Annotated in this window: 20 protein-coding genes; 9 read left to right on the top strand and 11 right to left on the bottom strand. The window is 72.1% G+C overall.

The window, feature by feature from the left end:
• Window positions 1–42: 42 nt before the first annotated feature.
• The 5 genes from GA0070213_RS27315 to GA0070213_RS27290 form a co-directional block, all read right to left on the bottom strand.
• Complete coding sequence (locus GA0070213_RS27315) at window positions 43–2,883, bottom strand: FtsX-like permease family protein (protein ID WP_091070880.1); 2,841 nt, start codon at window positions 2,881–2,883, stop codon at window positions 43–45.
• Window positions 2,884–3,288: 405 nt separating this feature from the next.
• Window positions 3,289–3,978 carry an ABC transporter ATP-binding protein gene (locus tag GA0070213_RS27305; protein ID WP_091070941.1) on the bottom strand — a complete coding sequence of 230 codons (690 nt, stop codon included), beginning with the start codon at window positions 3,976–3,978 and terminating at the stop codon, window positions 3,289–3,291.
• Between the two features lie 514 nt (window positions 3,979–4,492).
• Window positions 4,493–4,990 (bottom strand): DUF3237 family protein, encoded by a 498-nt coding sequence (locus GA0070213_RS27300; protein WP_091070875.1) that lies wholly within the window; start codon window positions 4,988–4,990, stop codon window positions 4,493–4,495.
• Window positions 4,987–5,454, bottom strand: a complete 468-nt coding sequence (locus GA0070213_RS27295) for a MarR family winged helix-turn-helix transcriptional regulator (RefSeq protein ID WP_217628668.1) — start codon at window positions 5,452–5,454, stop codon at window positions 4,987–4,989. The genes GA0070213_RS27300 and GA0070213_RS27295 overlap by 4 nt, the downstream gene beginning before the upstream one ends.
• A complete protein-coding gene (locus tag GA0070213_RS27290; RefSeq protein WP_091070872.1) occupies window positions 5,451–6,689 on the bottom strand; it encodes a flavin-dependent oxidoreductase in 1,239 nt (412 codons plus the stop codon). Before GA0070213_RS27290 ends, GA0070213_RS27295 begins: the two co-directional genes overlap by 4 nt.
• A 214-nt stretch (window positions 6,690–6,903) precedes the next feature.
• On the opposite strand from GA0070213_RS27290, the gene GA0070213_RS27285 reads away from it, so the two are divergent.
• From GA0070213_RS27285 to GA0070213_RS27270, 4 genes are read left to right on the top strand one after another with little or no spacing between them, the layout of a single operon-like run.
• Entirely contained in the window at window positions 6,904–7,881 is a 978-nt protein-coding gene (locus tag GA0070213_RS27285; protein ID WP_091070870.1) for an ABC transporter substrate-binding protein, read from the top strand.
• 7 nt (window positions 7,882–7,888) lie between these two features.
• Complete coding sequence (locus GA0070213_RS27280) at window positions 7,889–8,659, top strand: ABC transporter permease (RefSeq protein WP_091070867.1); 771 nt, start codon at window positions 7,889–7,891, stop codon at window positions 8,657–8,659.
• Window positions 8,656–9,471 (top strand): ABC transporter permease, encoded by an 816-nt coding sequence (locus GA0070213_RS27275; protein ID WP_091070865.1) that lies wholly within the window; start codon window positions 8,656–8,658, stop codon window positions 9,469–9,471. Before GA0070213_RS27280 ends, GA0070213_RS27275 begins: the two co-directional genes overlap by 4 nt.
• Window positions 9,464–10,276 (top strand): ABC transporter ATP-binding protein, encoded by an 813-nt coding sequence (locus tag GA0070213_RS27270; RefSeq protein ID WP_091070862.1) that lies wholly within the window; start codon window positions 9,464–9,466, stop codon window positions 10,274–10,276. The genes GA0070213_RS27275 and GA0070213_RS27270 overlap by 8 nt, the downstream gene beginning before the upstream one ends.
• A 63-nt stretch (window positions 10,277–10,339) precedes the next feature.
• Here GA0070213_RS27270 and GA0070213_RS27265 read toward each other — a convergent pair whose 3' ends face one another.
• The 3 genes from GA0070213_RS27265 to GA0070213_RS27255 form a co-directional block, all read right to left on the bottom strand.
• Window positions 10,340–10,792 (bottom strand): GNAT family N-acetyltransferase, encoded by a 453-nt coding sequence (locus GA0070213_RS27265; RefSeq protein ID WP_175441529.1) that lies wholly within the window; start codon window positions 10,790–10,792, stop codon window positions 10,340–10,342.
• An 84-nt stretch (window positions 10,793–10,876) separates the two neighbouring features.
• Complete coding sequence (locus GA0070213_RS27260) at window positions 10,877–11,560, bottom strand: sigma-70 family RNA polymerase sigma factor (protein ID WP_175441528.1); 684 nt, start codon at window positions 11,558–11,560, stop codon at window positions 10,877–10,879.
• Between the two features lie 188 nt (window positions 11,561–11,748).
• Window positions 11,749–12,480 carry an SDR family oxidoreductase gene (locus GA0070213_RS27255; protein ID WP_091070855.1) on the bottom strand — a complete coding sequence of 244 codons (732 nt, stop codon included), beginning with the start codon at window positions 12,478–12,480 and terminating at the stop codon, window positions 11,749–11,751.
• Between the two features lie 298 nt (window positions 12,481–12,778).
• Here GA0070213_RS27255 and GA0070213_RS27250 point away from each other — a divergent pair, with 298 nt between their 5' ends.
• Window positions 12,779–14,161 (top strand): NAD(P)/FAD-dependent oxidoreductase, encoded by a 1,383-nt coding sequence (locus GA0070213_RS27250; protein WP_091070853.1) that lies wholly within the window; start codon window positions 12,779–12,781, stop codon window positions 14,159–14,161.
• A 126-nt stretch (window positions 14,162–14,287) separates the two neighbouring features.
• Window positions 14,288–15,307: a DUF4331 family protein gene (locus tag GA0070213_RS27245; protein ID WP_175441527.1), complete on the top strand. Its 1,020-nt coding sequence runs from the start codon at window positions 14,288–14,290 to the stop codon at window positions 15,305–15,307.
• An 18-nt stretch (window positions 15,308–15,325) separates the two neighbouring features.
• Here GA0070213_RS27245 and GA0070213_RS27240 read toward each other — a convergent pair whose 3' ends face one another.
• Window positions 15,326–16,147 (bottom strand): helix-turn-helix transcriptional regulator, encoded by an 822-nt coding sequence (locus GA0070213_RS27240; RefSeq protein WP_091070843.1) that lies wholly within the window; start codon window positions 16,145–16,147, stop codon window positions 15,326–15,328.
• A gap of 118 nt (window positions 16,148–16,265) precedes the next feature.
• Here GA0070213_RS27240 and GA0070213_RS27235 point away from each other — a divergent pair, with 118 nt between their 5' ends.
• The 3 genes from GA0070213_RS27235 (at window position 16,266) to GA0070213_RS31720 (ending at window position 18,207) form a co-directional block, all read left to right on the top strand.
• Window positions 16,266–17,183: an SDR family NAD(P)-dependent oxidoreductase gene (locus tag GA0070213_RS27235; RefSeq protein WP_091070841.1), complete on the top strand. Its 918-nt coding sequence runs from the start codon at window positions 16,266–16,268 to the stop codon at window positions 17,181–17,183.
• A gap of 27 nt (window positions 17,184–17,210) precedes the next feature.
• Window positions 17,211–17,498, top strand: a complete 288-nt coding sequence (locus GA0070213_RS31725) for a hypothetical protein (RefSeq protein ID WP_175441526.1) — start codon at window positions 17,211–17,213, stop codon at window positions 17,496–17,498.
• 97 nt (window positions 17,499–17,595) lie between these two features.
• Window positions 17,596–18,207 carry a sigma-70 family RNA polymerase sigma factor gene (locus GA0070213_RS31720; RefSeq protein ID WP_175441525.1) on the top strand — a complete coding sequence of 204 codons (612 nt, stop codon included), beginning with the start codon at window positions 17,596–17,598 and terminating at the stop codon, window positions 18,205–18,207.
• A gap of 89 nt (window positions 18,208–18,296) precedes the next feature.
• Here GA0070213_RS31720 and GA0070213_RS27225 read toward each other — a convergent pair whose 3' ends face one another.
• The gene (locus tag GA0070213_RS27225; RefSeq protein WP_091070836.1) at window positions 18,297–18,728 is read right to left on the bottom strand and encodes a hypothetical protein; all 432 of its coding nucleotides are present in this window, start codon (window positions 18,726–18,728) and stop codon (window positions 18,297–18,299) included.
• A 66-nt stretch (window positions 18,729–18,794) separates the two neighbouring features.
• Window positions 18,795–21,557, bottom strand: a complete 2,763-nt coding sequence (locus tag GA0070213_RS27220) for an AAA family ATPase (protein WP_175441524.1) — start codon at window positions 21,555–21,557, stop codon at window positions 18,795–18,797.
• Window positions 21,558–21,648 lie beyond the last annotated feature (91 nt).

Genomic DNA, 21,648 nt, shown 5'->3' with positions numbered 1-21,648 from the left:
GGGTCGATCCGGCCGCCGACTGGTCGTCCGGTTCGATGGTTGTCATTCTTCGGTGAGCAGGGCGGCGATCGGGAGCCGGCGAATGAGGATCGCCGGGACCAGCGCGGCGAGCACGGTCAGCAGCAGCGCTGCGGCGGTCACGGCCAGCGCCAGGACCGCCAGCCGGCCGTCGAGGTGACCGACCAGCAGGGCCACCGATCCGAGGCCCGCCGCGGTCCCGAGGACGCAGCCGAGCATCCCGACGCCGAGAGCTTCGTAGACGAGCAGTCGGTTGAGTGCGCGGTCCGGCCATCCGACGGCCCGGAGAGTGGCGAACTCCGCTGACCGCTCCCGCACGTTGAGGTAGAGCACGTCGGCCACGCTGAGCAGCCCGAACAGCAGCACCCCGCCGACCGCGACCAGGTCGACTCCGCGAACCTGCACGGAGACGGCCTGACCGAGCAGTGAGCCCACCATGCCGTCGTGGAACGCCCAGAGGGAGGCGGCGATCAAAGTGACCGCGCCGACGCCGGCGGCAAGGCTGACGGCTCCGGCGAGGGTGCGGGCGGGGGCCCGTACCAGATTGGCCAGGGCGAGCCCGGCGAAGGTCCGCCGTGGGGCGGACCGTCGGGCCGGCGCAGGGGTTGCCTGGAGTGCCTCGGCTGATCGGGTTCGGGCGGCCTGGATCGCCGGGAGGGCGCCGGCCACCGCGGTGAGCAGCACCGCGATCGGTATGCACAGCAGGACGACGGTGCCGGAGACCTGGACGCCGGCCAGGTGGCCGAGCGGCCCGGACAGGCCGGCGCCGAGCAGACCGGCGGCGAGGCCGAGGGTGGTGGTCTCGGCGAGGACCAGCTGACCCAGTCGCCAGCCGGGCCAGCCGACGCAGGCCAGGATGGCCAGTTCGCGGCGGCGAGCGCGGACGGCGGTGGACACCGCGTTGCCGACCAGCAGGGCGCAGACCACCAGGAGCAGTCCGAGCAGCATGAGGTTCTTGCGGTCGACGGCCGTGACGATCTCGGCGGCCACACCCTTGCGGGTGCGGGCCTCGGCCAGCGTCAGGTCGGGGCGGCCGAGTTGGTTGGCGGGCAGCAGCACGGGGCTGCGTACGGTGGAGCCGCCGAGCACGATCTCGACGGTCAGTCCGGTCTGCTGGACGATCTCGTCGGCCACGAGCCGGACGCGTTCCCGGGCCACCTCGTCGAACCGGTCGATGTCCGCCACCCGCACCCGGACGGAGCTCAGCGGTGTGTCCGTCGCCGGTGACCGGACGCTCTTGTACAGGTCGTGGGTGGCGGTCAGGGTGGTCAGCAGGTGGGGTGGGCGGGGCGGGTAGCCCAGCGGATCGTCGCCGGGTAGTAGTGGACGGTCGGCGAGCAGTTGCCGGGTACGGGCGTCGCCGCCCACCGGCGCCGCCGGCCGGTACAGGTCGAGGGCCTGCTGGGCGGCGCCGCCGGCGGTGGGGAGGTCGCGGGGTGCGAAGCTGCCCACGGGGGTGACCGACCACTCCTCACTCTGCCCGTTCAGGACGATCGACTCTCCGGTGCCGACGCCGCCGGTGCTGAACCAGGCGTCCCGCCACAGGTCGTCGATGGCCTGGTCGGTGGAGCCGGGTTCGCCGACCCGCGGCAGCAGCCGGCTCGTGCCGTCGGGTTGTGGCGCATAGGCCGGTGATGCCGGCCGCAGCAGGGTCTGTACGCCGGACAGGGGGATGTTGCCGGCCAGGGCGGCGTCGAGTCGGGCACGGTAGAGCTGGCCCAGGTCGTACGGGGCCGCCTTCGGGGGTGTCCTGGTCGAGTCGTGCAGCAGCGGCCACAGCGCTTCCGTGGTGGAGCCCGGTACCCGTCGGGCGGTCCGGACCGCGAGTCGGGACACGGCGAGGTTCATCTGCTCGTCCACCGCGAGGTCCGTGGCGGCGAGTACCGGGATCGCCCGGCCCGCCGGGCCGACGGGTGCGAGCGGGGACGTCGACGAGCTGCCGGTTGCGGGGCCGACGGTGTCGGAGCCGGTCAGGTAGCGGCCCTGGCGTACCGCCCGGTCCAGGCCGACCAGCCGTGCCTCGGCCGCGGGGTCGATCCCGGCGACGAGCATCGGTACGACCGCGGGGAGCCGCAGCTCCAGTCGGGCGGTGGCGGGTATGGCGGCGGCGGGGCGGCCGAGTGTGATCACCGACGCCAGCCGGAAGGTGCCGCCGGGGAGGAGTTGGTAGGCCTGCAGCGCGCTGATCCTGGTTCGTCGGGTGGCCGGTTCGAAGCTGCCCACGGCGGTCGCGCACACCTGGAGGCGCCGCCCGTCGGGCTGCACCTCCAGGGGGCCTCCCCCGCCGGTGCCGGGGCACTCGGCGGCAGAGGCGGTCTGGTTGACGCGGGTGCCGTCGGTGTAGACGAACACGCCCTGGTCGCCGCTGATCCGGGACAGTGCCAGCAGGGGCCGGCGGGACACGTACACGTAGGTGGGGGCGGCGGCGAGGGTGCTCAGCCCACGGTCTGCGCCGAGCCGGGGGGCGACCTCGATGACCTGCCGCTCGGCGCTCCGGTCGACCTGGTCGGTCACGTCGACCCGCAGGTCGGGTCGGATGTCGGCGAGCCCGAGGACCGCCAGCGGAGCGGCCACCTCGACGCCGGGGACGCGCTCGATCCGCCGCCACTGGTCCAGGGTGATGCCGCCGTAGGCCGCGGTGGGCCGGTCCTGGTGCAGCAGGCCGTCGGCGGGTCGCGACGGGTGGACCAGGATGTCGTACGACGGGCGGAACTGGCCGTCGATGGAGCCGCGCGCGACCAGCCGCGAGGTGGCTGCGACCCCGGTGAGCACGGTGAACCCGGTGGTGGCGACCAGCACGGCGGCGAACACCGCCAGGCTCCGGCCGCGGGTGTGCCGTAGCTGTGACCAGACCATCCGCAACATGGGTGGGAGCTTCTCCGCTCAGGCAGTACGGGCCGTCCCGGCCGACCGACGGCAGGCCGGGACGGCGTGGTGATCGCGATCGTGCGTCAGGTCAGCAGCGCGTCGTGGTGGTGCGGCAGTAGCCGCAGGTCGTACCGGTGCTGTCGCAGCCCCTGCAGCAGTCCCGGACCCGGACGTAACCGCTGCTGGTGCAGCTGCAGTACTCCGTCCAGCAGCTGCAGGCGGTGCTGGCCGCCTGTGCCGTCAGCTTCGGAACGAACATGCTGAGCACTCGGTCCGCTGTCGCTTCGAGAATTCGTACCATTCCCACTCCTTCTGATCGAGCTGTCGATGAGCGTTGTAGGAATTCGTGACATTGTCGGTTTCCGATCGCCCCACCCCCGTTTCCGCGCCGATGCGTCGGCGCTAGACAATCCGCCCGTCGTGAATCTCGACGGTCCGGTCGCAGCGGTCCGCGAGCGACGCCTCGTGGGTCGCCATGAGCAGGGTCATGCCGTGCTCGTCGCGGAGCCGCCAGAGCAGATCGATGATCCCGGCGCCGGCGGCCGAGTCCAGGTTGCCGGTCGGTTCGTCGGCCAGCAGCAGCCGGGGCCGGCCGACCAGGGCCCGCGCGATGGCAACCCGCTGCTGCTGACCGCCGGAGAGCTGGCCGGGCATGGCGCGCTCCCGGCCGGCCAGCCCCACGTCGGACAGGAGGATCCGCGCCCGGTCGACGTCGTCGGGCCCGGGCCGGAACGGCAGCAGCGGCGCGAGCACGTTGTCCAGCGCGGACAACGCGGGCAGCAGGTGGAATCGTTGGAAGACGAAACCGGTCCCTCTGCGGTAGTCGGCGAGCCGCCTGCCGGACAGGCCGGTCACCGCCACCTCGTCGACCTCGATGCGGCCCGCGTCGGCGCGTTCGATCGCGCCGATCAGATGCAACAGGGTGGATTTGCCGGAACCGCTCGGGCCGGTCACCGCGACGGCGGCGCCCGCCGGCACGTCGAGGGTGACCCGGTCGACGCCGACGATCGTCTCGTCGCCCGAGCGGAACCGCTTGACCAGGTCGGTCACCCGGACGGTCGCTCCCTGGGCGGTCTCGACGCCGGCGCTCATCGGGCACCGGGCGACGCCGGCGCGACGGCGGTGGCCGGTCCGCCCGAGATGCGAGCGGTGGATGCGCACCGGAATTCACCATGCAAGAGCAAATCTGTCATCGCCCAGCCCCCGTATTGCTCGGCATGAAAGGCGAAGCTACATGAGCCACCGTCGATCAATCAACAGTTGACGCGCATCCGGTTGACGAAAGTCGCACGGATTGCCGCACCTCGCGGAAGACTTCGCGAACCCACGTACTCGTCGTGGCGAAGTGGGGTGCCGACACTCGAGCCGGCAGCGGGCGGCCGGCAGGTGCGGTGCTTCGGCACCATTCGTGGCCGAGCGCGAGGGCCCGGTCGCCATACCCCGGTGCCCTAGGCGCGAACCGGAGCGCCGTGACTCCGGGGCACTTCCCGGAGGAGGTCCAGATGTCCTGCCGGGCCGGGGTACGTGGCGACGAATCGGTGCCCGGACCGTCCAGTCGATCGACCGGTTGCCGGTAGCGCCCGGCGGCACGCCCGACAAGCGTCAGCTACGTGACGCGGTAGGCGGTGTAGCGCACCCGGTCGGCCTCGCGGATCGCCGACGCCACGAAGACGGACTGCTCCAGGACGGCCAGCGCCGGCACCGACGTCTCCAGTCGTACGCCCAGGCGGAAGTAGTACTCGGACGGGTCGACGGCGTCGCCGCGCAGCAGCGCCTCGAGGACCTCCGCACGGCCGCTGCGGACGCCGAACGTACGCAGGTAGACGTGACCGCCGTCGGCGGTGCGCGCCGAGTAGCGCGTGTCGATCTCGATCGCGCCGTCGGGGCGGACCACCTGCCAGTCGGCGCCGCCGGGCAGGATGTCGGCCTCGAAGAGACCGGTGACCCGGCCGCCGACGACGGGCACCACGCGACGGTGACCGGCACGGGTCACCCCGTGGTCCGCCGGCGCGCCCAGCCGCACCTCCACCTCGAACGCTTCCTCCAGTCCGGGAACCGGCGGGGCGGTCACGGCGCCCCGACCGGCGGCTCGGCGCGTACTCATGAGGTGTCCTCGGCGTGCGCGAGGGCGTCGCGGAGGCGTTCCAGCGCGGGCACCGCGGCGGCGAGGGCCGCGCGGTCCGCCGCCGGCAGGGTCGCCGCGGCGCGGGCGACCAAGTCTCCGCTCGCGAGGTCGAAGCGGTCGAACAGGTCGAGGGCCTTCGCGGTGGCGAGGACCTCGACGTGGCGGTGGTTGCCGGGGCGGGGGCGACGCTCGACGAGACCGTTGCCCTCCATCGCGGTGAGCAGGTTGCTGACCGTGGACCGGCTCAGGCGCAGCCGCTCGGCCAGCTCACCGGGGCCGGCCACGGTGCCCCGGGGCAGGGCCCGCACGATCTCGATCTGGGCGTCCGGGATCTCCGGCAGGTGCTCGGCGGCCCGGGCCGCGGCGAGCAGCGTGCGGCGCAGCGGTGAGATCACCGACGCCAGTCGCGCCGCGTCCAGTTCGGTCGGCTCCTGGCCGGTCACGGCAGGACGCCCGGGACGGCCGTCGGCGTCAGGGAGGCCCGTTCGTTGAGGTCGGCGGGGAGGAACCCGGCCGCCTTCTTGTAGCCGGTGGCGATGGCGGTGAGCTCCTCCGGTCCGATGACGTCGTGGATGTGCGTGAACCCGTCCGGCGCGCGCTCGTGGGCGAGCACCATCACCTGTTCCGGGCCCTGCCGCCGGTTGCTCAGCACGAGCGTGGTGGTCGCGGGCCGCCGGTCCGCCTCGTAGGCGTCGAGCGCCGCCCGGACCGTCGGCGCGGTGGCGAGGTGGAAGGCGAGGGTACGTGCGTCCAGGATCGCCTGCGACGCGCCGTTGGAACCGTTCGGATACATCGGGTGGGCCGCGTCACCGAGCAGCGTGGTGTTGCCGTGGGTCCACGTGTCGATCGGATCGCGGTCCACCATGGGGTATTCGAGGATCTCGTCGGCGGCGGCCAGCAGTTCCGGCACGTCGAGCCACGCGAAACGCCAGTCCGCGAAGAGCGAGACGACCGGCGCGGGGTCGACCGTCCGGTTCCAGTCCGCGTCGGGCCCGGCGAAACCGGGCCCGCGCCGCTCGGCGACGACGTTGATCAGGCCGGCGCCGATCGGGTACGCCACGAACTTCTGTTCCGCGTCCCCGGCCATGATCATGGTTCGCCCGTCCAGGAATCCGGGTGCCCGGGCCGTCCCCCGCCACAGGGTCAGCCCGTTCCACAGTGGCGCCCCCTCGCCGGGCCGATGGTGGCGGCGCAGCGCGGAGTGGATGCCGTCCGCGCCGACGATCAGGTCGCCGGCGACGCTCACCTCCCCCGCCACCGTCTCGAAGTGCGCGACGCCGTCGCGGACGCCGACGAGCCGGTGCCCGGTGCGCACCGCGTCGGCGCCCAGCCGTTCCCGCACCGCGGCGAGCAGTTCCATCTGGAACCGACCGCGGTGCACGGAAAGCTGCGGCCAGCGATATCCGGCGGCCAGTCCGCGTGGCTCGCTCCAGATCTGCTGACCGTGGCGGTTGTAGTAGGCAAGCGTGGCGGGTGCGGCGCCCAGCCTTTCCACGCGTTCTCCGAGACCCAATTCGGTCAGCTCACGGACGGCGTGCGGGAGCAGATTGATTCCGACGCCGAGTGGGCGCAGCGCTGCGGCGCGCTCGTAGACGGTGATCTCGCGGAAGCCGGCCCGGTGCAGGCTGAGCGCGGTGGCGAGGCCACCGATACCAGCGCCCACGATCACGATTGCCACGTCGTCGCCCTCTCCGCCCGCGCCACCAACCGCACAGTTTGGTCACAAAATCGTCGGCCGTCAAGACGTGTTCTCCATATGCGATTCGCCCTTTTGGAATTCTTGACAATCAATCGCTTGTCCATGACGCTGATCGACGCGGTCGGATGCCTCCGGCACTCCGTCGACCCCACTCCTCAGGCTGCACGAGCGCTGCGCACGGAAGGGCCCGCCCATGAAGAAGGTCACCGCCCTCGCTGTTCTCGCCGGCGTCGTGATCGCCCTGACCGGCTGCACGGATTCCGACGCCACCGATCCGGCGTCCCCCGGGGCGAGCGACGACCTGCGGAAGGTCCGCGTGGCGGCGCTGCCGATCAGCGAGACCGCCGCGCTGTGGGGCGGCATCAAGGCGGGCATCTTCCGGGATCAGGGGCTCGACGTGGAGGTGGTGCCCGCACAGGGCGGCGCCCAGGCCATCCCGGCCATGATCAACGGCGACATCGACTTCGCCGTCGGCCAGCCGTTCGGCCCGTTCCGCGCCGACCTGCAGAACCTCGGCGTGGTGATCATCGGAAACTACGCGTCGTCCTACCCCGACGGCGACGACATCAACGCCGTGGTGGCGTCCGCGAAGTCCGGTATCACCCGGCCGGCCCAGCTCGCCGGACGCAAGGTGTCGGTGAACAGCCTGGGCGCCGCCGGCGACGTCACGATCATGGCAGCGGTCGAGAAGGACGGCGGCGATCCCACGAAGGTCAAGTTCGTCGAGGTGGCCTTCCCGGACGCACCGGCCCAACTCGCCGCCGGCACCATCGACGCCGCCTGGGTGACCGAGCCGTTCATCACCCAGATGCGGAAGCGCGGTGACGTTCTCGTGGTCGCTCCGTACCAGGCCACCGTTCCCGGCCTCACCACCCTGACCACGATCACGACGAGCAAGCTGAAGGACTCCGACGCCACGCTGGTGGCGGACTTCTCCGCGGCGATGAAGAAGACGCTCACCTGGGCCAAGGACCCGGCGAACGAGAAGGACCTCCGGCAGGCCATCAAGGACAACCTCGAACTGCCGGATGCGGTGGCGGACTCCGTCCGGCTCCCGGCGTTCGGGTGGGACATCGACCGGGCCGGCCTGGAGCAACTGGCGACGCTCGCCCAGAAGTACCGCGTACTCGACCGGCAGCCCGACTTCGACCGTCTCGTCCAGCAGCAGTAGCCGACCGATGCGCAAGATCCTGCTGGGCGCCGTCGGCCTGCTGGGGTTCCTCGCCGTCTGGCAACTGATCCCGACCCTGGGACTGGCCGACCCGCACGACCTGCCGTACGCCACGGACGTGTTCGGGCGGCTGCTCCAGGAGGTTCGCGACCTGGCGTTCTGGCGGCGGCTCCGGCTCACCATGACGTCCTGGGCGATCGGCCTCACCCTGGCGACGCTCACCGCGGTCGCGCTGGGAACCGTGGTCGGGCTGGTGCCGTTCCTGCGTCGCGCCACGCACACGACGGTCGAGTTCCTGCGGCCGGTGCCGTCGGTCGCGCTGATCCCCCTCGCCGTGCTGATGTTCGGCCTGCAGATGCGCGCCGCACTCGTCATCATCGTCTACGCGGCGTTCTGGCAGGTGTTCGTGCAGGTGATCTACGGCGTCGCCGACGTCGACACGGTCGCCCGGGACACCGCGCGGAGCTTCGGCCTCACCCGCTACGAGCGGCTGCGGTATGTCGTCCTGCCGACCGCTCTGCCGTACCTGATGACCGGCCTGCGCCTCGCCGCGGCGGTCGCGCTCATCCTGGCCGTCACCGCGGAGATGGTGATCGGTAACCCCGGCCTCGGACGCATGATCGAGCTGTCGCGTTCCGCCGGGGACGCCGTCGGCCTCTACGGCCTCGTCGTGGTCACCGGGCTCCTCGGCGTGGTGGTGAACGTCGTGTTCCGCTTCGCCGAACGCCGCTCGCTGGCCTGGCACCAGTCGGTGCTCGCGGACGAGGCAACCCGATGACCGCGCTCGGTGCGGGCCGGACCGCCCCTCGCGGCCTCGGCGTCCGGGTCGCCGAGCACGTCCTGTACGCGGTCGGGCTTCCCGTCCTGGCCGTGGGGCTCTGGGCCGTCTGGTCCACCCGGTCGGCCAACCGGTTCCTCGTCGGCCCCGGCCCGCTCCTGGACGCGTTCCGGCGGACCTGGATCGGCCCGGCGTTCGTCGACGACGTGTTGCCGAGCGTGTACCGGCTGCTGGCCGGCCTGTTCGCGTCGATCGTGCTCGGCGTCGCCGCCGGCGTCCTCATCGGCCGGTTCCGCCCGCTACGCGAGACCCTCGAACCGCTGCTGGAGTTCTTCCGCGCGATCCCGCCGCCGGTGCTGATTCCGGTCGCGATGCTCCTGCTCGGCATCACCGACACCATGAAGGTCGTGGTCATCACCTCCGGCGCGATCTGGCCGATCCTGCTGAACACGATCGAGGGCGTCCGGGCGACCGACAGCGTGATGCTGGAGACCGCCGACTCGTACCGGATCTCCCGGTGGGAACGGGTGTGGCTGCTGATCCTCCCGGCGGCGAGTCCACGCATCATGACCGGCGTACGGCAGGCACTCTCGGTAGCCCTGATCCTCATGGTCATCTCGGAGATGTTCGCGTCCTCGGCCGGCCTCGGCTACCGGATCGCCTACTTTCAGCGGAACTACCTCATCGCCGAGATGTGGAGCGGCATCCTCCTGCTCGGCCTCATCGGCGTTCTCCTCGCCGTGGCCTTCGGCGTCGTCGAACGCCGCGTCCTGCGCTGGTACCACGGAATGAGGGAGGTCACCCGTGCCTGACACACGTCCCCTGCTGCGGGTCGAGCACCTGCGGAAGGTCTACCCCTCCGGCCGGGGCGAGGTCGAGGCGATCGGGGATCTCAGTTTCACCATGATGCCCGGCGAACTGCTGTGCGTCGTCGGCCCGTCGGGCTGTGGAAAGACCACCCTGCTGAAATGCCTCGCCGGACTGCTCCGGCCCACCAGCGGCCTCGTCGAGATGGAGGGATCTCCGGTGACGGGCCCGAGCCCGGCGATGGCGGTGGTGTTCCAGGAGTACGGCCGCAGCCTCTATCCCTGGCTGACGGTCCGGGGCAACGTGGAGCTGCCCCTCCGACACCAGAAGCTCTCCCGCGCCGAACGCGACCGGAGGGTCGCCGACGCCCTCGACGCGGTCGGACTGCCGCAGTCGGCACGCAGCCATCCGTGGCAGATCTCCGGCGGGATGCAACAACGGGTGGCCATCGCGCGCGCCATCGCGTACCGGCCCGAAGTGCTGATCATGGACGAGCCGTTCGCGGCGGTGGACGCGCAGACCCGCGCGGACCTGGAGGACCTCGTCCGCGACCTGCACCTGCACCGCGGTATCTCCACCGTCTTCGTGACCCACGACATCGACGAGTCCGTGTACCTGGGCCAGCGCGTGCTCGTCCTGTCCCACTCGCCGACCCGGGTGCGGGAAGACCTCGTGATCGACCTCCCGCGGGAACGCGATCAGCTCACCACGCGGGCGCTGCCCCGGTTCACCGAGCTGCGGACCCACGTCTACGCGCAGATCCAGCGGGCCAAGCGTGCGCCGGCCCCGGCGCCCCACCCGGCGCCGTGACGCGCCTCGCCGACCCGGCAACGCCTGTGGCCGTCGGCACGCGACCGGTCCGTCCGATCTCGGTCACGGCACGTGGCGAGGGGGATCCACGGTGAGGTTGAGCAGTTCCAGGCCGGTGACGGGTTGGAACCCGATGTCGGTGTAGAGCGTCAGGGCCGGCACGTTGTCGGTCTCGGTCTGGAGTGACACGCGATGTGCGCCGGCGTCACCGGCGTTCCGGATGACGTGCCGCAGGAGGGCGTCGGCGATACCGGTACGGCGATGATCCGGCGCCACGTAGAGGTCGCGGATCGACCATGCGGTGCCCAACCTGAGCGAGGCCGGCATGACCGTGACCGTGATGAAGCCGCAGACCTCCTGAGCCCGGATGGCGGCCGCTGCGGCGAGCCGGTGCCGGGCGACCTGCTCGCGCAACCAGGATCGGGTGCTCTGCAGGGCTGACGGCTGGCCGTAGTGCACCCGGTAGTCGTCGAACAGTACGGCGAACTCATCGAACACCGGGTGGGTGGAGGTCATCGGCTCGATTGTCGTCACACCCCGAGTGTGGCCGACGGTCGAGCCGACGGCTGGACGAATGCCACCGGACATCCCGGGTCCACGTCAGCCTCCGGCGGCGAGGGACAGGGCGCTCGGACGTCCACGGCCGACGGGGGCCGTCCTGCCGGACGGAGCGTCGACGACCGCGACGAGGGCGGCGGGGTCACCGGTGCGGGTGACCTCCCCGAACGCCGCGAGCAGCCGGAGCTGTTCCACCGGTGAAGCGGGCGCGCCTCGGCCCCCGGCCAGCCGGGCCCGGGCCCGGCGGATCACCTGGCGCGCGTTGGCCTCGGTGAGCCCGAGCAGTTCCCCGACGTGCCGGTACGGATAGCCGAACGCCTCGCGGAGCAGGTAGGCGCAGCGCTCACGGGGGGCGAGGCGCTCGACGAGCAGCAGGATCGCGGCGCGTAGCTCCTCGGTGCGTTCCATCACCGTCGCGGGGTCGTCGCCCGGGTCCACCGGCTCCGCCAGCCAGGGGTCCGCCGGATCGCGGTGCCGCAGGTGCGCGGTGCGGGTGGCGTTGATCGACAACAGGGTGGTGGTCCGGCACAGGAACGCCGGCGCGTTGCGTACCAGGCTGCGGTCCGTGCGATGCCAGCGCAGCCAGGCGTCCTGCACGACATCCTCCGCGTCGGACCGGTCGCCGACGATGCGTCGCGCGATCCGCAACAGCCGGTCGCGGACGTCGAGGAAGTCGGCGAGGTGGTCCGGGTGGGCCGTGGTGGCTTCCCCTGCCGGTTCGGGCATCGATGCCTCCTGATCGGTGACGGTCGTCTGTCCCGACGCTAGGAAGGCCCGGTTCCGAACGAGTTTCGAAGGAGTGCGGAGGCCCCGTCCGACCATGACTGATGTGCGGATCAGCATCCTCGGCCCAGCACGGGTCCCATGCGGGGCGGCCGGCACCCGTCGGGGTGCCGGCCCCCCGGGCCTGGTGGTCAGCGGGCGAGCCACTGTCGGTAGCTGGTGGTGGCGAGTACCGCGTCCTGCGGGGCCGTCAGCACGTCGCCCGGCACCACGCCGAAGATCCCGGCGGTGGGGTCGACCACGACCGTCCGGGTGTCCCCCGTGGCGGCCAGGGCCGCCCTGCCCCACTCGTCGAGGCGGAGCACCTCGGGGCCGCCGACGTTCTGGATGCCGTTGCGCGGCGCGCCCACCGCGGCCCGGGCCACCGCCTTCGCCACGTCGGCCGACGCCATCGGCTGCACCGGCGTGGCGGGCAGCCGTACGGTGTCGTCGTCGCTGGTCCAGGACATGATCGCGCCGATGAACTCGAAGAACTGGGTGGCGCGGACGATGGTGTACGGCACCGGGCCGGCCGCGAGGACCTCCTCCTGGAGCACCTTCGCCCGGTAGTACGGGTCCGGCACCTGGTCGACCCCGACGATGGACAGGATCACCAGGTGACCGATCTGTTCACGCTGTGCCGCGGCCAGCAGGTTCTCCATGGACGTGCGGAAGAAGTCGGCGGACTTCTCGTCGAAGGTGGGCGAGTTCGTCAGGTTCAGCGCCACGTCGGCGCCCTTGAGTCCGGCGTCGAGGCCCTCACCCGTGAGCAGGTCCACCCCGTTGGACGGCGACAGCGGCACCGCCTCGTGCCCGTGCTCGCGGAGCACGGCCACGGCCTGGGAACCGATCAGCCCGGTACCGCCCAGTACGGCGATCTTCATGTCGTCACACCCTTGTCTCGGTCGGGAGCGCCGGGCACTCACCCGACGCACCCGCTAGGACCCGACAGCGCCACCGGATGTGACGCCGAGCCCGCGACGCCGGCTGTCACGAGCGGCCCGGGTGTCCGGTCCCAGCGGGGCAAGCGTCCGCCGCTGTCCGGGAGGGGATCCGCCGCTGCCCGACCCGCCGACACCGATGGCGGTGCTGGCCGCGGGGTCGGGACAGCCGATGGGACCTGTCACAGATCGCCCGCCCACCCGGTCATAGCGGTGCGGGACGAGAGACAGGGGGCGCGAGATGCGGACGATCCTCATCGTCGGTGGAGGGTATGCCGGCTTCTACACGGCCTGGCGACTGGAGAGGAAGCTCCGCCGGGGCGAGGCCCGGGTGGTCCTCGTCGATCCCCGGCCGTACATGACCTATCAGCCGTTCCTACCCGAGGTGCTGGCCGGTTCGGTCGAGGCCCGGCACGCGGCGGTCTCCCTGCGCCGGCACCTGAGCAGGACCGACATCATCGCCGGGCGGGTGACCCGAATCGATCACGCGCACCGCAGGGTCACCGTCCGCCCCGCGCTGGGCGAGGAGTACGCGCTCGGGTACGACATCATCGTCGTGACAGCGGGCGCGGTGACCCGCACCCTGCCGATCCCGGGCATCGCCGAGCGGGCGATCGGGATGAAGCACGTGGAGGAGGCCGTCGCGATCCGCGACCGGCTGCTGACCGCCTTCGACGAGGCCGCCGGCTTGCCGCCTGGGCCGCTGCGCCGCAAGCTACTCACCGTCACGTTCGTCGGCGGTGGATTCTCCGGGGTGGAGGGTTTCGGCGAGGCGCTGGCGCTGGCCGGCTCGCTGCTACGCCGCTACCCCGAGCTGAATCCGGACGAGCTGAGCTTCCACCTCGTCGAGGCCCGGGACCGGATCCTGCCCGAGGTGACCGACGCCCCCGGCGAGTGGGTGGTGCGATCGCTGCGCCGACGCGGCGGGCACGTGCACCTGAACACGCAACTGCGCTCGGCACGCGACGGCCACGTCGTCCTGTCCACCGGGGAGGAGTTCGACTCCGAGCTGATCGTCTGGACCGCCGGGAACGGCGCGAACCCGATGGTGCACAACCACACCGACCTGCCCGTCGACACCCGTGGGCTGCTCACCGTCCGGGCCGACCTGCGGGTCGGCACCGACGAGGCGCCGGTGCCGGACGCATGGGGCGCCGGCGACGACGCGGCCGTCCCCGACCTGGCCGCGGCCGGGGACGGCGCGGCCACCGTACCCAACGCCCAGCACGCGGTACGGCAGGGCAAACTGCTGGCCGCCAACCTGATCGCCACGCTGCGCGGTCGGAAACCCGAGCCTTACCTGCACCACAGCCTCGGTGCGGTCGCCACGCTCGGTCTCGGTCGGGGAATCTTCCAGTTCCACCGGCTGGTCGTCAGGGGCTTCCCCGCCTGGCTGATGCACCGCGGCTACCACGTGCTGGCGGTGCCGACCTGGGAGCGGAAGGTCCGGGTGCTCGCGGTCTGGGCGACGGCGGTGCCGTTCGGCCGGGACATCGTCTCGCTGCGCTCGGTGCAGCACCCGCGGGACGCCTTCCTGACCGGCGCGGGGCCCCGGGTGCCGGCCCCGGCCCACGGGGTCGACCCGCCGGAGGGCACGTCGGCGGGCGATGCCCGGCGCACGTGACCACGCGGTACGCCGGCTCGCCGCCGCTCGCTGGCACAGCGCCGGCACGGCGATCGAGGCGACACTCCATCCGAACGTCGTGGCGCAGGTTCTGCCCTTCGGGGCTCCGACAGGAATGGGATGCACATGTCACATCACCTCGACTCGCCGGCAGCTCGGCGGGATCCGCGGCTCAACATCACCGATCAGTACGTCTTCGACGACCGGGACGCGACCGTCTTCGTGATGAACACACGGACGTCGCTGGCCGGGGACGCAGCGGTGGGCTTTCACCACGAGGCGCGCTACGAGATCCGGATCCACCTGGACGGTTCACCGGTGGAGAATCTGGCGTTCCGCTTCGTCTTCGACAGCGACGGCATGGACGACCAGACGTTTCGAGTGTTCCGGCTGGAGGGGGACGACGCGGCCGACGACGGTGCCGTGGGAACGGAGATCGCCCGGTGCCGCACCGGGCAGGAGAACGCGGGCGCCGGTGGTGTGCGGGTGTGGGCCGGCCGGGCCGCGGAGACGTTCTTCCTGGACCTCGGTCAACTCGCGGCGATGGATCAACTCGTGATCCATGGCAAGGACGTACCGATCACCGGCTTCCTTCCCGGGGCGGCGACCAACACGTTCGCGGGCTCCACGGTGCAGAGCATCGTGCTGCGGGTTCCGCACCACGACCCGCAGCTGTTCGACGACCGGATGATCCGGGTGTGGAGCACGACCCGGCTCGCCACCGACGCGGGTGGTTGGCGGCAGACGAGCCGGGCCGGCATGCCGATGATCTGGCCGCTGTTCCGTGACGCCGACAGCGAGGCGGCGAGCGCCGCGAACGGGACGCACCCCGCGGACGACTGGGCGAACTACTCCTCGTCGATCCAGGCTCAGGTCGCCGCCGCCGTGCGACGGATGGGCACCACCGCCCGCCCGGAGGCGTACGCCCTCGACGTGGTGCGACGCATCCTGCCCGACACCCTTCCGTACCAGGTCGGCACGCCCGCGGTGTTCGGTTTCACCGACATCAACGGTCGCGGGCTCGGCGACAACGCGCCGGAGGTGATGTTCTCGCTGGTCACCAATTCGGCGGTGGGCACCGGTCTACCGGCCGCACTGACCGAGGACATCCGCGGCGCCACGTTCCCGTACGTGGTTCCGGCGTGAGGCGCGCAGGTCGCGAGGTCACGCGTTCGTGTCGTCGACGCGGGCCAGCGCCCGGAGGGCCGCCGCGGAGCCACTGCCCGGTTCGGCGTGGTAGACGACAAGCATCTGGCTCGTGCCGGTGACGGCGAGCTTCTCGTACCGCAGGCGCAGCTCACCGGCTCTCGGGTGGTGGAACGTCCGGAGCCCGCCACCGGACCGGACGGCGACGTCGTAACGGGCCCAGAGCCGGCGGAAGCGATCGCTGCCGGACGACAGCTCGTCGACCAGGTCGGTCAGGCGTGGATCGTCCGGGTCGGCGGCCACCAGGGACCGCAGGCCGGCCACCGCGTTCGACACCACGGTCTCGTTCAGTGGGTACGCCGCCGGGGCCGCCGGGTCGAGGAAGACCGCCCGCAACACGTTGGTCCCCGCGGTGAAGATCGGGGAGAGCGCGGTCGCCGCCCGGTTGGCGAACAGCACGTCGGCGTACCGGCCGTACACGAACGCGGGCGTCTCGCTCCAGGAGGCGACGAGCTGGCGGATACCGGTGGACACCTGTTCGGGCCGACGGGCCGGCCTCATCGGCACGGGCCGACCGAGCCGGTGCAGGTGGGCGGTCGCGTCGGCGTCCAGCAGCAGCGCACGGGCGAGGGCATCGAGGACCTGGTCCGACGGGTGCCGGTCACGGCCCTGCTCCAGCCGCAGGTAGTAGTCGGCGCTGATCCCGGCCAGCAGCGCCACCTCTTCCCGACGCAGACCGGGGACGCGACGCCGGCCGTGCCCCGGAAGGCCCACGTCCGCCGGGCCGATCAGCTCGCGGCGGGCGCGCAGGTATTCGCCGAGCCGGCCGGCCTTGGTCACCCGGTCATCGTAGGGCGGCTCGCGTGCCTGGTCCTCGCACTACCAGGAAAACCGGAACCCCGGATAACCGCCGTGCCGCCCGGCACGGTGGACAGCGACAACCGACACGAGGAGCGACATGACACAGCGGATCACCACGCCGTTCGGCTTCGCATCGACCGCCGCCGAGGTCGTCGAGGACGTGGACCTCACCGGCCGGCGGGCGCTCGTCACCGGCGGTGCGGCGGGAATCGGCATCGAGACCGCCCGAGCCCTGGCGGGCGCCGGCGCGGAGGTCGTGCTGGCCGTACGGAGGCCCGCCGCCGGCGAGCAGGCAGCCGCCGACATCACCGCCAGCACCGGCAACAGCGGGGTCACCGTTCGTGAGCTGGACCTGGCCGACCAGGACTCCGTACGCCGGTTCGTGGCCGGCTGGGACCAGCCGCTGCACATCCTGGTCAACAACGCCGGGATCATGGCGCTGCCCGAGCTGGAACGCAGCCCGCAGGGCTGGGAGATGCAGTTCGCCACGAACTTCGTGGGGCATCTCGCCCTGACGGTCGGGTTGCACGACGCGATGGCCGCCGCGCGCGGCGCCCGCGTGGTGTCGGTGGCCTCCACCGGGCACCTGTTCTGCCCGGTGGTCTTCGACGACCTGCACTACCTGTTCCGGCCCTACGATCCGCTGACCGCATACGCCCAGTCGAAGACCGCGAACGTCCTGCTGGCCGTGGCCGCCACGCGGCGCTGGGCCGACGACGGCATCTACGCCAACGCGTTGAACCCGGGCGCGATCGCGACCGGCCTGCAGAAGCACACCGGCGGGTTGCGGACGCCGCCGGAGCGGCGCAAGACGCCGCAGCAGGGCGCCGCCACCTCCGTGCTGCTGGCGGCGTCACCGCTGCTGGACGGCGTCGGCGGCAGGTATTTCGACGACTGCGCCGAGGCACCGGTGGTCACCGAGCGCCCGGCCGACCACCGGGGCGTGGCGGACTACGCGCTCGATCCGGGCAACGCCGATCGGCTGTGGGACGTGGCGCTGAAGCTGGTCGGCTGAACCGACCGTCACGAGAGGGAGATGACAATGACGAACGTCGGATTCATCGGGCTCGGTGACCAGGGTGCGCCGATGGCCCGGGTGGATGTCCTGCTCCTCTGCCTGCGTGACGACGAGGACGTCGCCGACCTGCTGCTCATCGCCCGCCGGCTCGACGTGGACGTCCCCGCGCTGGTCCGGGTCGGCATCGTCGCGGGGGTCCTGCCCGATCCCCCCTTGTCGCGCACCGCGGCCTCCTCGGCCGCCGTCACCGCTCGGCAGGTCGCCGCGCGCGACGCGCTGCGGCAGGCGGCGAGGGACGGCGACGTCCCCTGAGGCCGGCGGTGGGGCAGGCACCCGATCGGCACCGGTTCCGCACTGCCGCTGCCTAGCGTCGGGTGCACCGATCGCACGCCCAGAAAGGCGCCCCGACATGCCCCTCGCAACGCCGGTCCGGCCGGACGGTCTCGCCGATTTCCTCGAGGTGCGGGAGCGGCTGTTGGCCATCGCGCACCGCATCGCCGGACGTCACGTCGACGCCGAGGACATCGTGCAGGAGGCGTGGCTGCGGTGGCAGCGGGTCGACCGCAGCCTCGTGAACAGCCCACCGGCCTTCCTGTCCCTGACGACCTCGCGGCTGGCGATCAGCGCGATCCGCTCGGCCCGGTACCGGTCGTCCGTGGCACCGGGTGACTGGCTGGAGAACGTTCCGGCGCGGGGCGACGGCCCGGCACGCCTCGCCGAACGTGCGGACGACGTGCGTGCCGCCATCGAGGTGGTCGCGACCGTCCTCACGCCGTGCGAACAGGTTACCTACCTCCTGCGGGAGGCCTTCGGATTGCCGTACCGCCAGATCGGCGCCGCCCTCGGCCGCACCGAGCCGCACGCCCGGCAGCTGGCCTACCGGGCCCGCCTGCGCCTGGCCGCGCCGCGCGGGTCGACCCCGTCGACCGGCACGCCGGCGCACCGGGCGCGATTGCTGAGCGCGTTCGTGGCGGCGGCGCGAACCGGTGACACGGCCGCGCTCGTCGCCCTCGCCGGGTAGGCCGGCACCCCCGCCGCCACCGGCCTACCGGTCTCGTCCACGGACCCCGAGGCGGCACGTCGCCGCCTCGGGTGACCCGTCGAGGGCACTCAGGCCGGGGCGTGAACGTCGGTGCCGTCGGCGTACTCCGCCCGCCGCATCGACCGCACCAGGTAGAGCAAGCAGATCGCCAGGATCACCTCGATCCCGAGGCCGGTGCCGACGCCCAGCGCGGCCTGCGGCGAGAAGTTGTCGAAGTGCGTGACGTGGAAGAGGAAGTGCGTCCCCGCGTAGATCAGGTAGCCGATGAGGGACGCCGTGGCGACGGTGCTCTGGAGTACCCGGGCGGCGTAGAACAGCATGGCGGCCAGCGCCAGGCCCAGGCCGCCGACGTCGGTCACCAGATGCTGGTTGTAGGGGGGATCGAGTTCCACGGTCGGGAAGTCGTCGTAGAACGAGCGGGGAAACACGTACTGCCAGACGGAGACGAGGGCTTGCAGCGAGGCCACGGTGATCAGGCCGCCGCGCAACCATGTCCGCATGCGGGGAACCAGAGCGCCGGAAGGTGGAGTAGTCATGCCGTCAAGACGCGCGGGACCGTGAATCTGTTACGGGTCGGCGTGTTCCGTGCCGTCCTCTCGGCCGAGGTCGGTGACCGCGGGGCCCACCGCCCGCGCCAGCTCGGTGCGCGAGGTGATCCCGAGTTTGGGAAAGACGTGGTAGAGGTGGGAACTGATCGTGCGCGGCGACAGGTACAACCGCTGGGCGATGTCACGGTTGGTGAGGCCTTTCGCGGCCAGCGCGGCGATCTGCAGCTCCTGCGGAGTCAGCAGATCGATCCCGTCGGTCCGGAGGGCGCCGACGCGCTCGCCGGAAGCGCGCAACCGCGCGCGGGCCTTCTCGGTCCAGGGCGCCAATCCGAGCGCCTCGTAGGTCCGCACCGCGGCCCGCAGGTGCGGCCGGCTCTCCCGCGGGCGGCCTCGGCGGGAGAGCGACTCCCCGTAGGCCAGCTGCAGGTGCGCCCGCTCCAGCAAGCCGAGCGCGTCCGCGCCGAGCGCCTTCTGGAACGCCTCGTCGGCATGGTCGTCGGGGGCGAGAACGGCGGTGGCGTAGCGCAGGCCGGCCGCCAGCGCGGGCGAATCCGAGGGCCTGGCCTCCGCAGTGAGCTGCCTGACGATCACGCCGAGTTCGTCCTGCCGGCCCGCTCTGACAGCCGCCTCGGCCAGGTGCTGGACGAGGAACAGCCGGAAGTGGGCGTGGAAGCCCGGCGAGACGGAGTTGAATATCGATGCGAGTTCCTCGTACGCCGCCCGGTCCCGGTTCGCGCCCAGTGCGGTGAGACCGCGTGCGAGATGCACGAGAATGAGCACCTCGGCGACGCCCAGCGGCATGAGGACACGTTCGGCCGCGGTGGCCAGCGACTCGGCGGCGGTGACATCGCCGCGTAGGCCCGCCGCGGCGGCGCCGAGGATCTGCCCCACCGACACGGAGATGGGCCGACCGATGTCCGGCGCCAGCCGGGCGGACTCTTCGGCGCAGGTCGCAGCCAGGCGCGCGTCGCCGAGCAGCAGCGCCGCGAGGCTCTGCGAGGTGAGCGCGTTGACCAGGAGCGTCAGCTGCGACGACTCCCGGAGGGCGGTGATGGCCCTGGCCTGCAGCCGGCGGGAGCGCGGAAGGTCACCGGCGACCTGAGCGGCGAGGCCGAGGTGATAGAGGTCGATGGGACCGAGACCCGAGGTGTCCATCCTCCGCAGCCGCCGCAGCACCGACGCGCCGCGCTCGGCCGGCCTCAGCATCGCCTCGGCGTGCAGTCGTCGCGGGTCCTCGGCCGTCAGCGGCAGCCGGTCGACGATGTCGGCCAGAGCCGTGCGCGGGGGATCAGCCGGGCCGCCCGACCAGTAGAACCGGGTCGCGATCTCCCCGATGCTGACCAGGACCTGCTCGTAGTCGGCGTCGTCACCGGCGCTCGTGGTCGCGGCCACCTCGGACATGAGCGAAAGCGGCACGTCGGAGCCCCAACCACCGTCGACGTAGTTTCCCCGCAACAGCGAGAGCAGCAGCCGGGACGGGGCTTCCAGGCTGCGCGGATCGATGAGACGGAACAGCCGTGCGATCTCCTGCGCGTCACCGAGGTGGGCGGCGGCGACGAGCGCGGCCATGAGTCGACGGTGCCGCCGTGTCGGTTCGACGGTGAGTTCGGCGCTCCGCAGGAACATCCCGTGCGCGACGGCGGCGTCGCCGCGGTCACGGACCGTGTGGGCCACGCTCTCCAGGTCCGCGGCGGTCTGCTCGTCCGGCCCGTCAGACGCGGATGCGCGGTGCCAGGCGTTGCGCTCCGGCCGTTCCACGGTCAGTGCCGCCAACGCGGCGTGACACGACCGGCGCAGCTCCGCACCCGCTACCTGGCTGATCGCCGACCGCATCAGGGGGTGCCGAAACCGCACCGGCCTGCCCACGTCGAGGGCTTCGATGATCCCGGCGGCTGCGGCCGGCTCCAGGTGTGACAGATCCACGGGTCGGCCCGCCACCGCGCCGGCGGCGGTCAGCACCTCGTTCAGTCCGCTGTCGCCCAGGGCCGCCACGACCAGGCACAGCCGCGTCGGTTCGGGAAGCGCCGCCGCCCTGGCGGCGAACGTCTGCGTCAGCCGCTCGGTCAGCGGCAGCTCGTCGGGGGCGACCGATGCGGGTGGCTGGTGCGGGGCCTGGGCAAGTTCGGTCAATGCGAGCGGGTTTCCCCCAGCCTCCCGCAGGATGCGCCGCCGCCGGGCGGCGTCGAGATCCGCGGCGCACGCCGTCAGCAGCCGGCCCGCCGACGGTGCGTCCAGCGGGGGAACCGAGATCGTGGGCAGGCCGGCGGCGAAAGCGGCGTGGATCTCCGACTCCTCGCGGTACGCGCCCACGAGGACGACGGCATCCGAGAGAATCCGGCGGCCGACGAAGGACAGCACGACCGCGGAGGTCGAATCCGCACCGTGCAGGTCGTCCACCACGAGAACCACGGGCGTTTGCTCGGCGAGGGTCGTGAGGAGTTCCAGCATGGCCCGGGCCACGGCGTACGGGCCTGCCGAATCTCCGGAGGCACGCAGCAGGTTTTCGAGCACGGGGAATCGCGCGGCCTCCGACGCCACGGGCTGGAGCAACTGCCCGAGCAGGGAGTCGTTGGGGGCAAACTCGGCGGCTGAACCCGATCCACTGAGCAGAAGGGCGCCAGCGTCGTCCGCCGCCTCGACGGCCCGACCCAGCAGCGTCGACTTCCCGATCCCGGCGGGCCCCCGCAGGAGCAACGCGCCACCGTGGCCCGCCACGCCCGCGGCGATCAGCGCCCGGAGCCTCGTGATCTCCTCGGCGCGACCGATCACGAAGCCCGACACAGGACGACTGTACGAGGACTGCGGGCTGTCGTCCCGGTTGGCGGCAGTGACCTCGACCGCGCCGGCAACTCCGTCACCGTCACGGTCACCG

This window comes from Micromonospora humi, assembly GCF_900090105.1.
Taxonomy (GTDB): Bacteria; Actinomycetota; Actinomycetes; order Mycobacteriales; family Micromonosporaceae; genus Micromonospora; species Micromonospora humi.
Note: the sequence above shows the minus strand (reverse complement) of the source record. Positions and strands in the feature narration are given on the sequence as shown.

What these genes read in the sequence shown, in the direction of transcription:
- GA0070213_RS27315 (WP_091070880.1), bottom strand. Translation starts at nt 2,883, where the DNA reads ATGTTGCGGATGGTCTGGTCACAGCTACGGCACACCCGCGGCCGGAGC.
- GA0070213_RS27305 (WP_091070941.1), bottom strand. Translation starts at nt 3,978, where the DNA reads ATGAGCGCCGGCGTCGAGACCGCCCAGGGAGCGACCGTCCGGGTGACC.
- GA0070213_RS27300 (WP_091070875.1), bottom strand. Translation starts at nt 4,990, where the DNA reads ATGAGTACGCGCCGAGCCGCCGGTCGGGGCGCCGTGACCGCCCCGCCG.
- GA0070213_RS27285 (WP_091070870.1), top strand. Translation starts at nt 6,904, where the DNA reads ATGAAGAAGGTCACCGCCCTCGCTGTTCTCGCCGGCGTCGTGATCGCC.
- GA0070213_RS27280 (WP_091070867.1), top strand. Translation starts at nt 7,889, where the DNA reads ATGCGCAAGATCCTGCTGGGCGCCGTCGGCCTGCTGGGGTTCCTCGCC.
- GA0070213_RS27275 (WP_091070865.1), top strand. Translation starts at nt 8,656, where the DNA reads ATGACCGCGCTCGGTGCGGGCCGGACCGCCCCTCGCGGCCTCGGCGTC.
- GA0070213_RS27265 (WP_175441529.1), bottom strand. Translation starts at nt 10,792, where the DNA reads ATGACCTCCACCCACCCGGTGTTCGATGAGTTCGCCGTACTGTTCGAC.
- GA0070213_RS27260 (WP_175441528.1), bottom strand. Translation starts at nt 11,560, where the DNA reads ATGCCCGAACCGGCAGGGGAAGCCACCACGGCCCACCCGGACCACCTC.
- GA0070213_RS27255 (WP_091070855.1), bottom strand. Translation starts at nt 12,480, where the DNA reads ATGAAGATCGCCGTACTGGGCGGTACCGGGCTGATCGGTTCCCAGGCC.
- GA0070213_RS27250 (WP_091070853.1), top strand. Translation starts at nt 12,779, where the DNA reads ATGCGGACGATCCTCATCGTCGGTGGAGGGTATGCCGGCTTCTACACG.
- GA0070213_RS27245 (WP_175441527.1), top strand. Translation starts at nt 14,288, where the DNA reads ATGTCACATCACCTCGACTCGCCGGCAGCTCGGCGGGATCCGCGGCTC.
- GA0070213_RS27235 (WP_091070841.1), top strand. Translation starts at nt 16,266, where the DNA reads ATGACACAGCGGATCACCACGCCGTTCGGCTTCGCATCGACCGCCGCC.
- GA0070213_RS31725 (WP_175441526.1), top strand. Translation starts at nt 17,211, where the DNA reads ATGACGAACGTCGGATTCATCGGGCTCGGTGACCAGGGTGCGCCGATG.
- GA0070213_RS31720 (WP_175441525.1), top strand. Translation starts at nt 17,596, where the DNA reads ATGCCCCTCGCAACGCCGGTCCGGCCGGACGGTCTCGCCGATTTCCTC.
- GA0070213_RS27225 (WP_091070836.1), bottom strand. Translation starts at nt 18,728, where the DNA reads ATGCGGACATGGTTGCGCGGCGGCCTGATCACCGTGGCCTCGCTGCAA.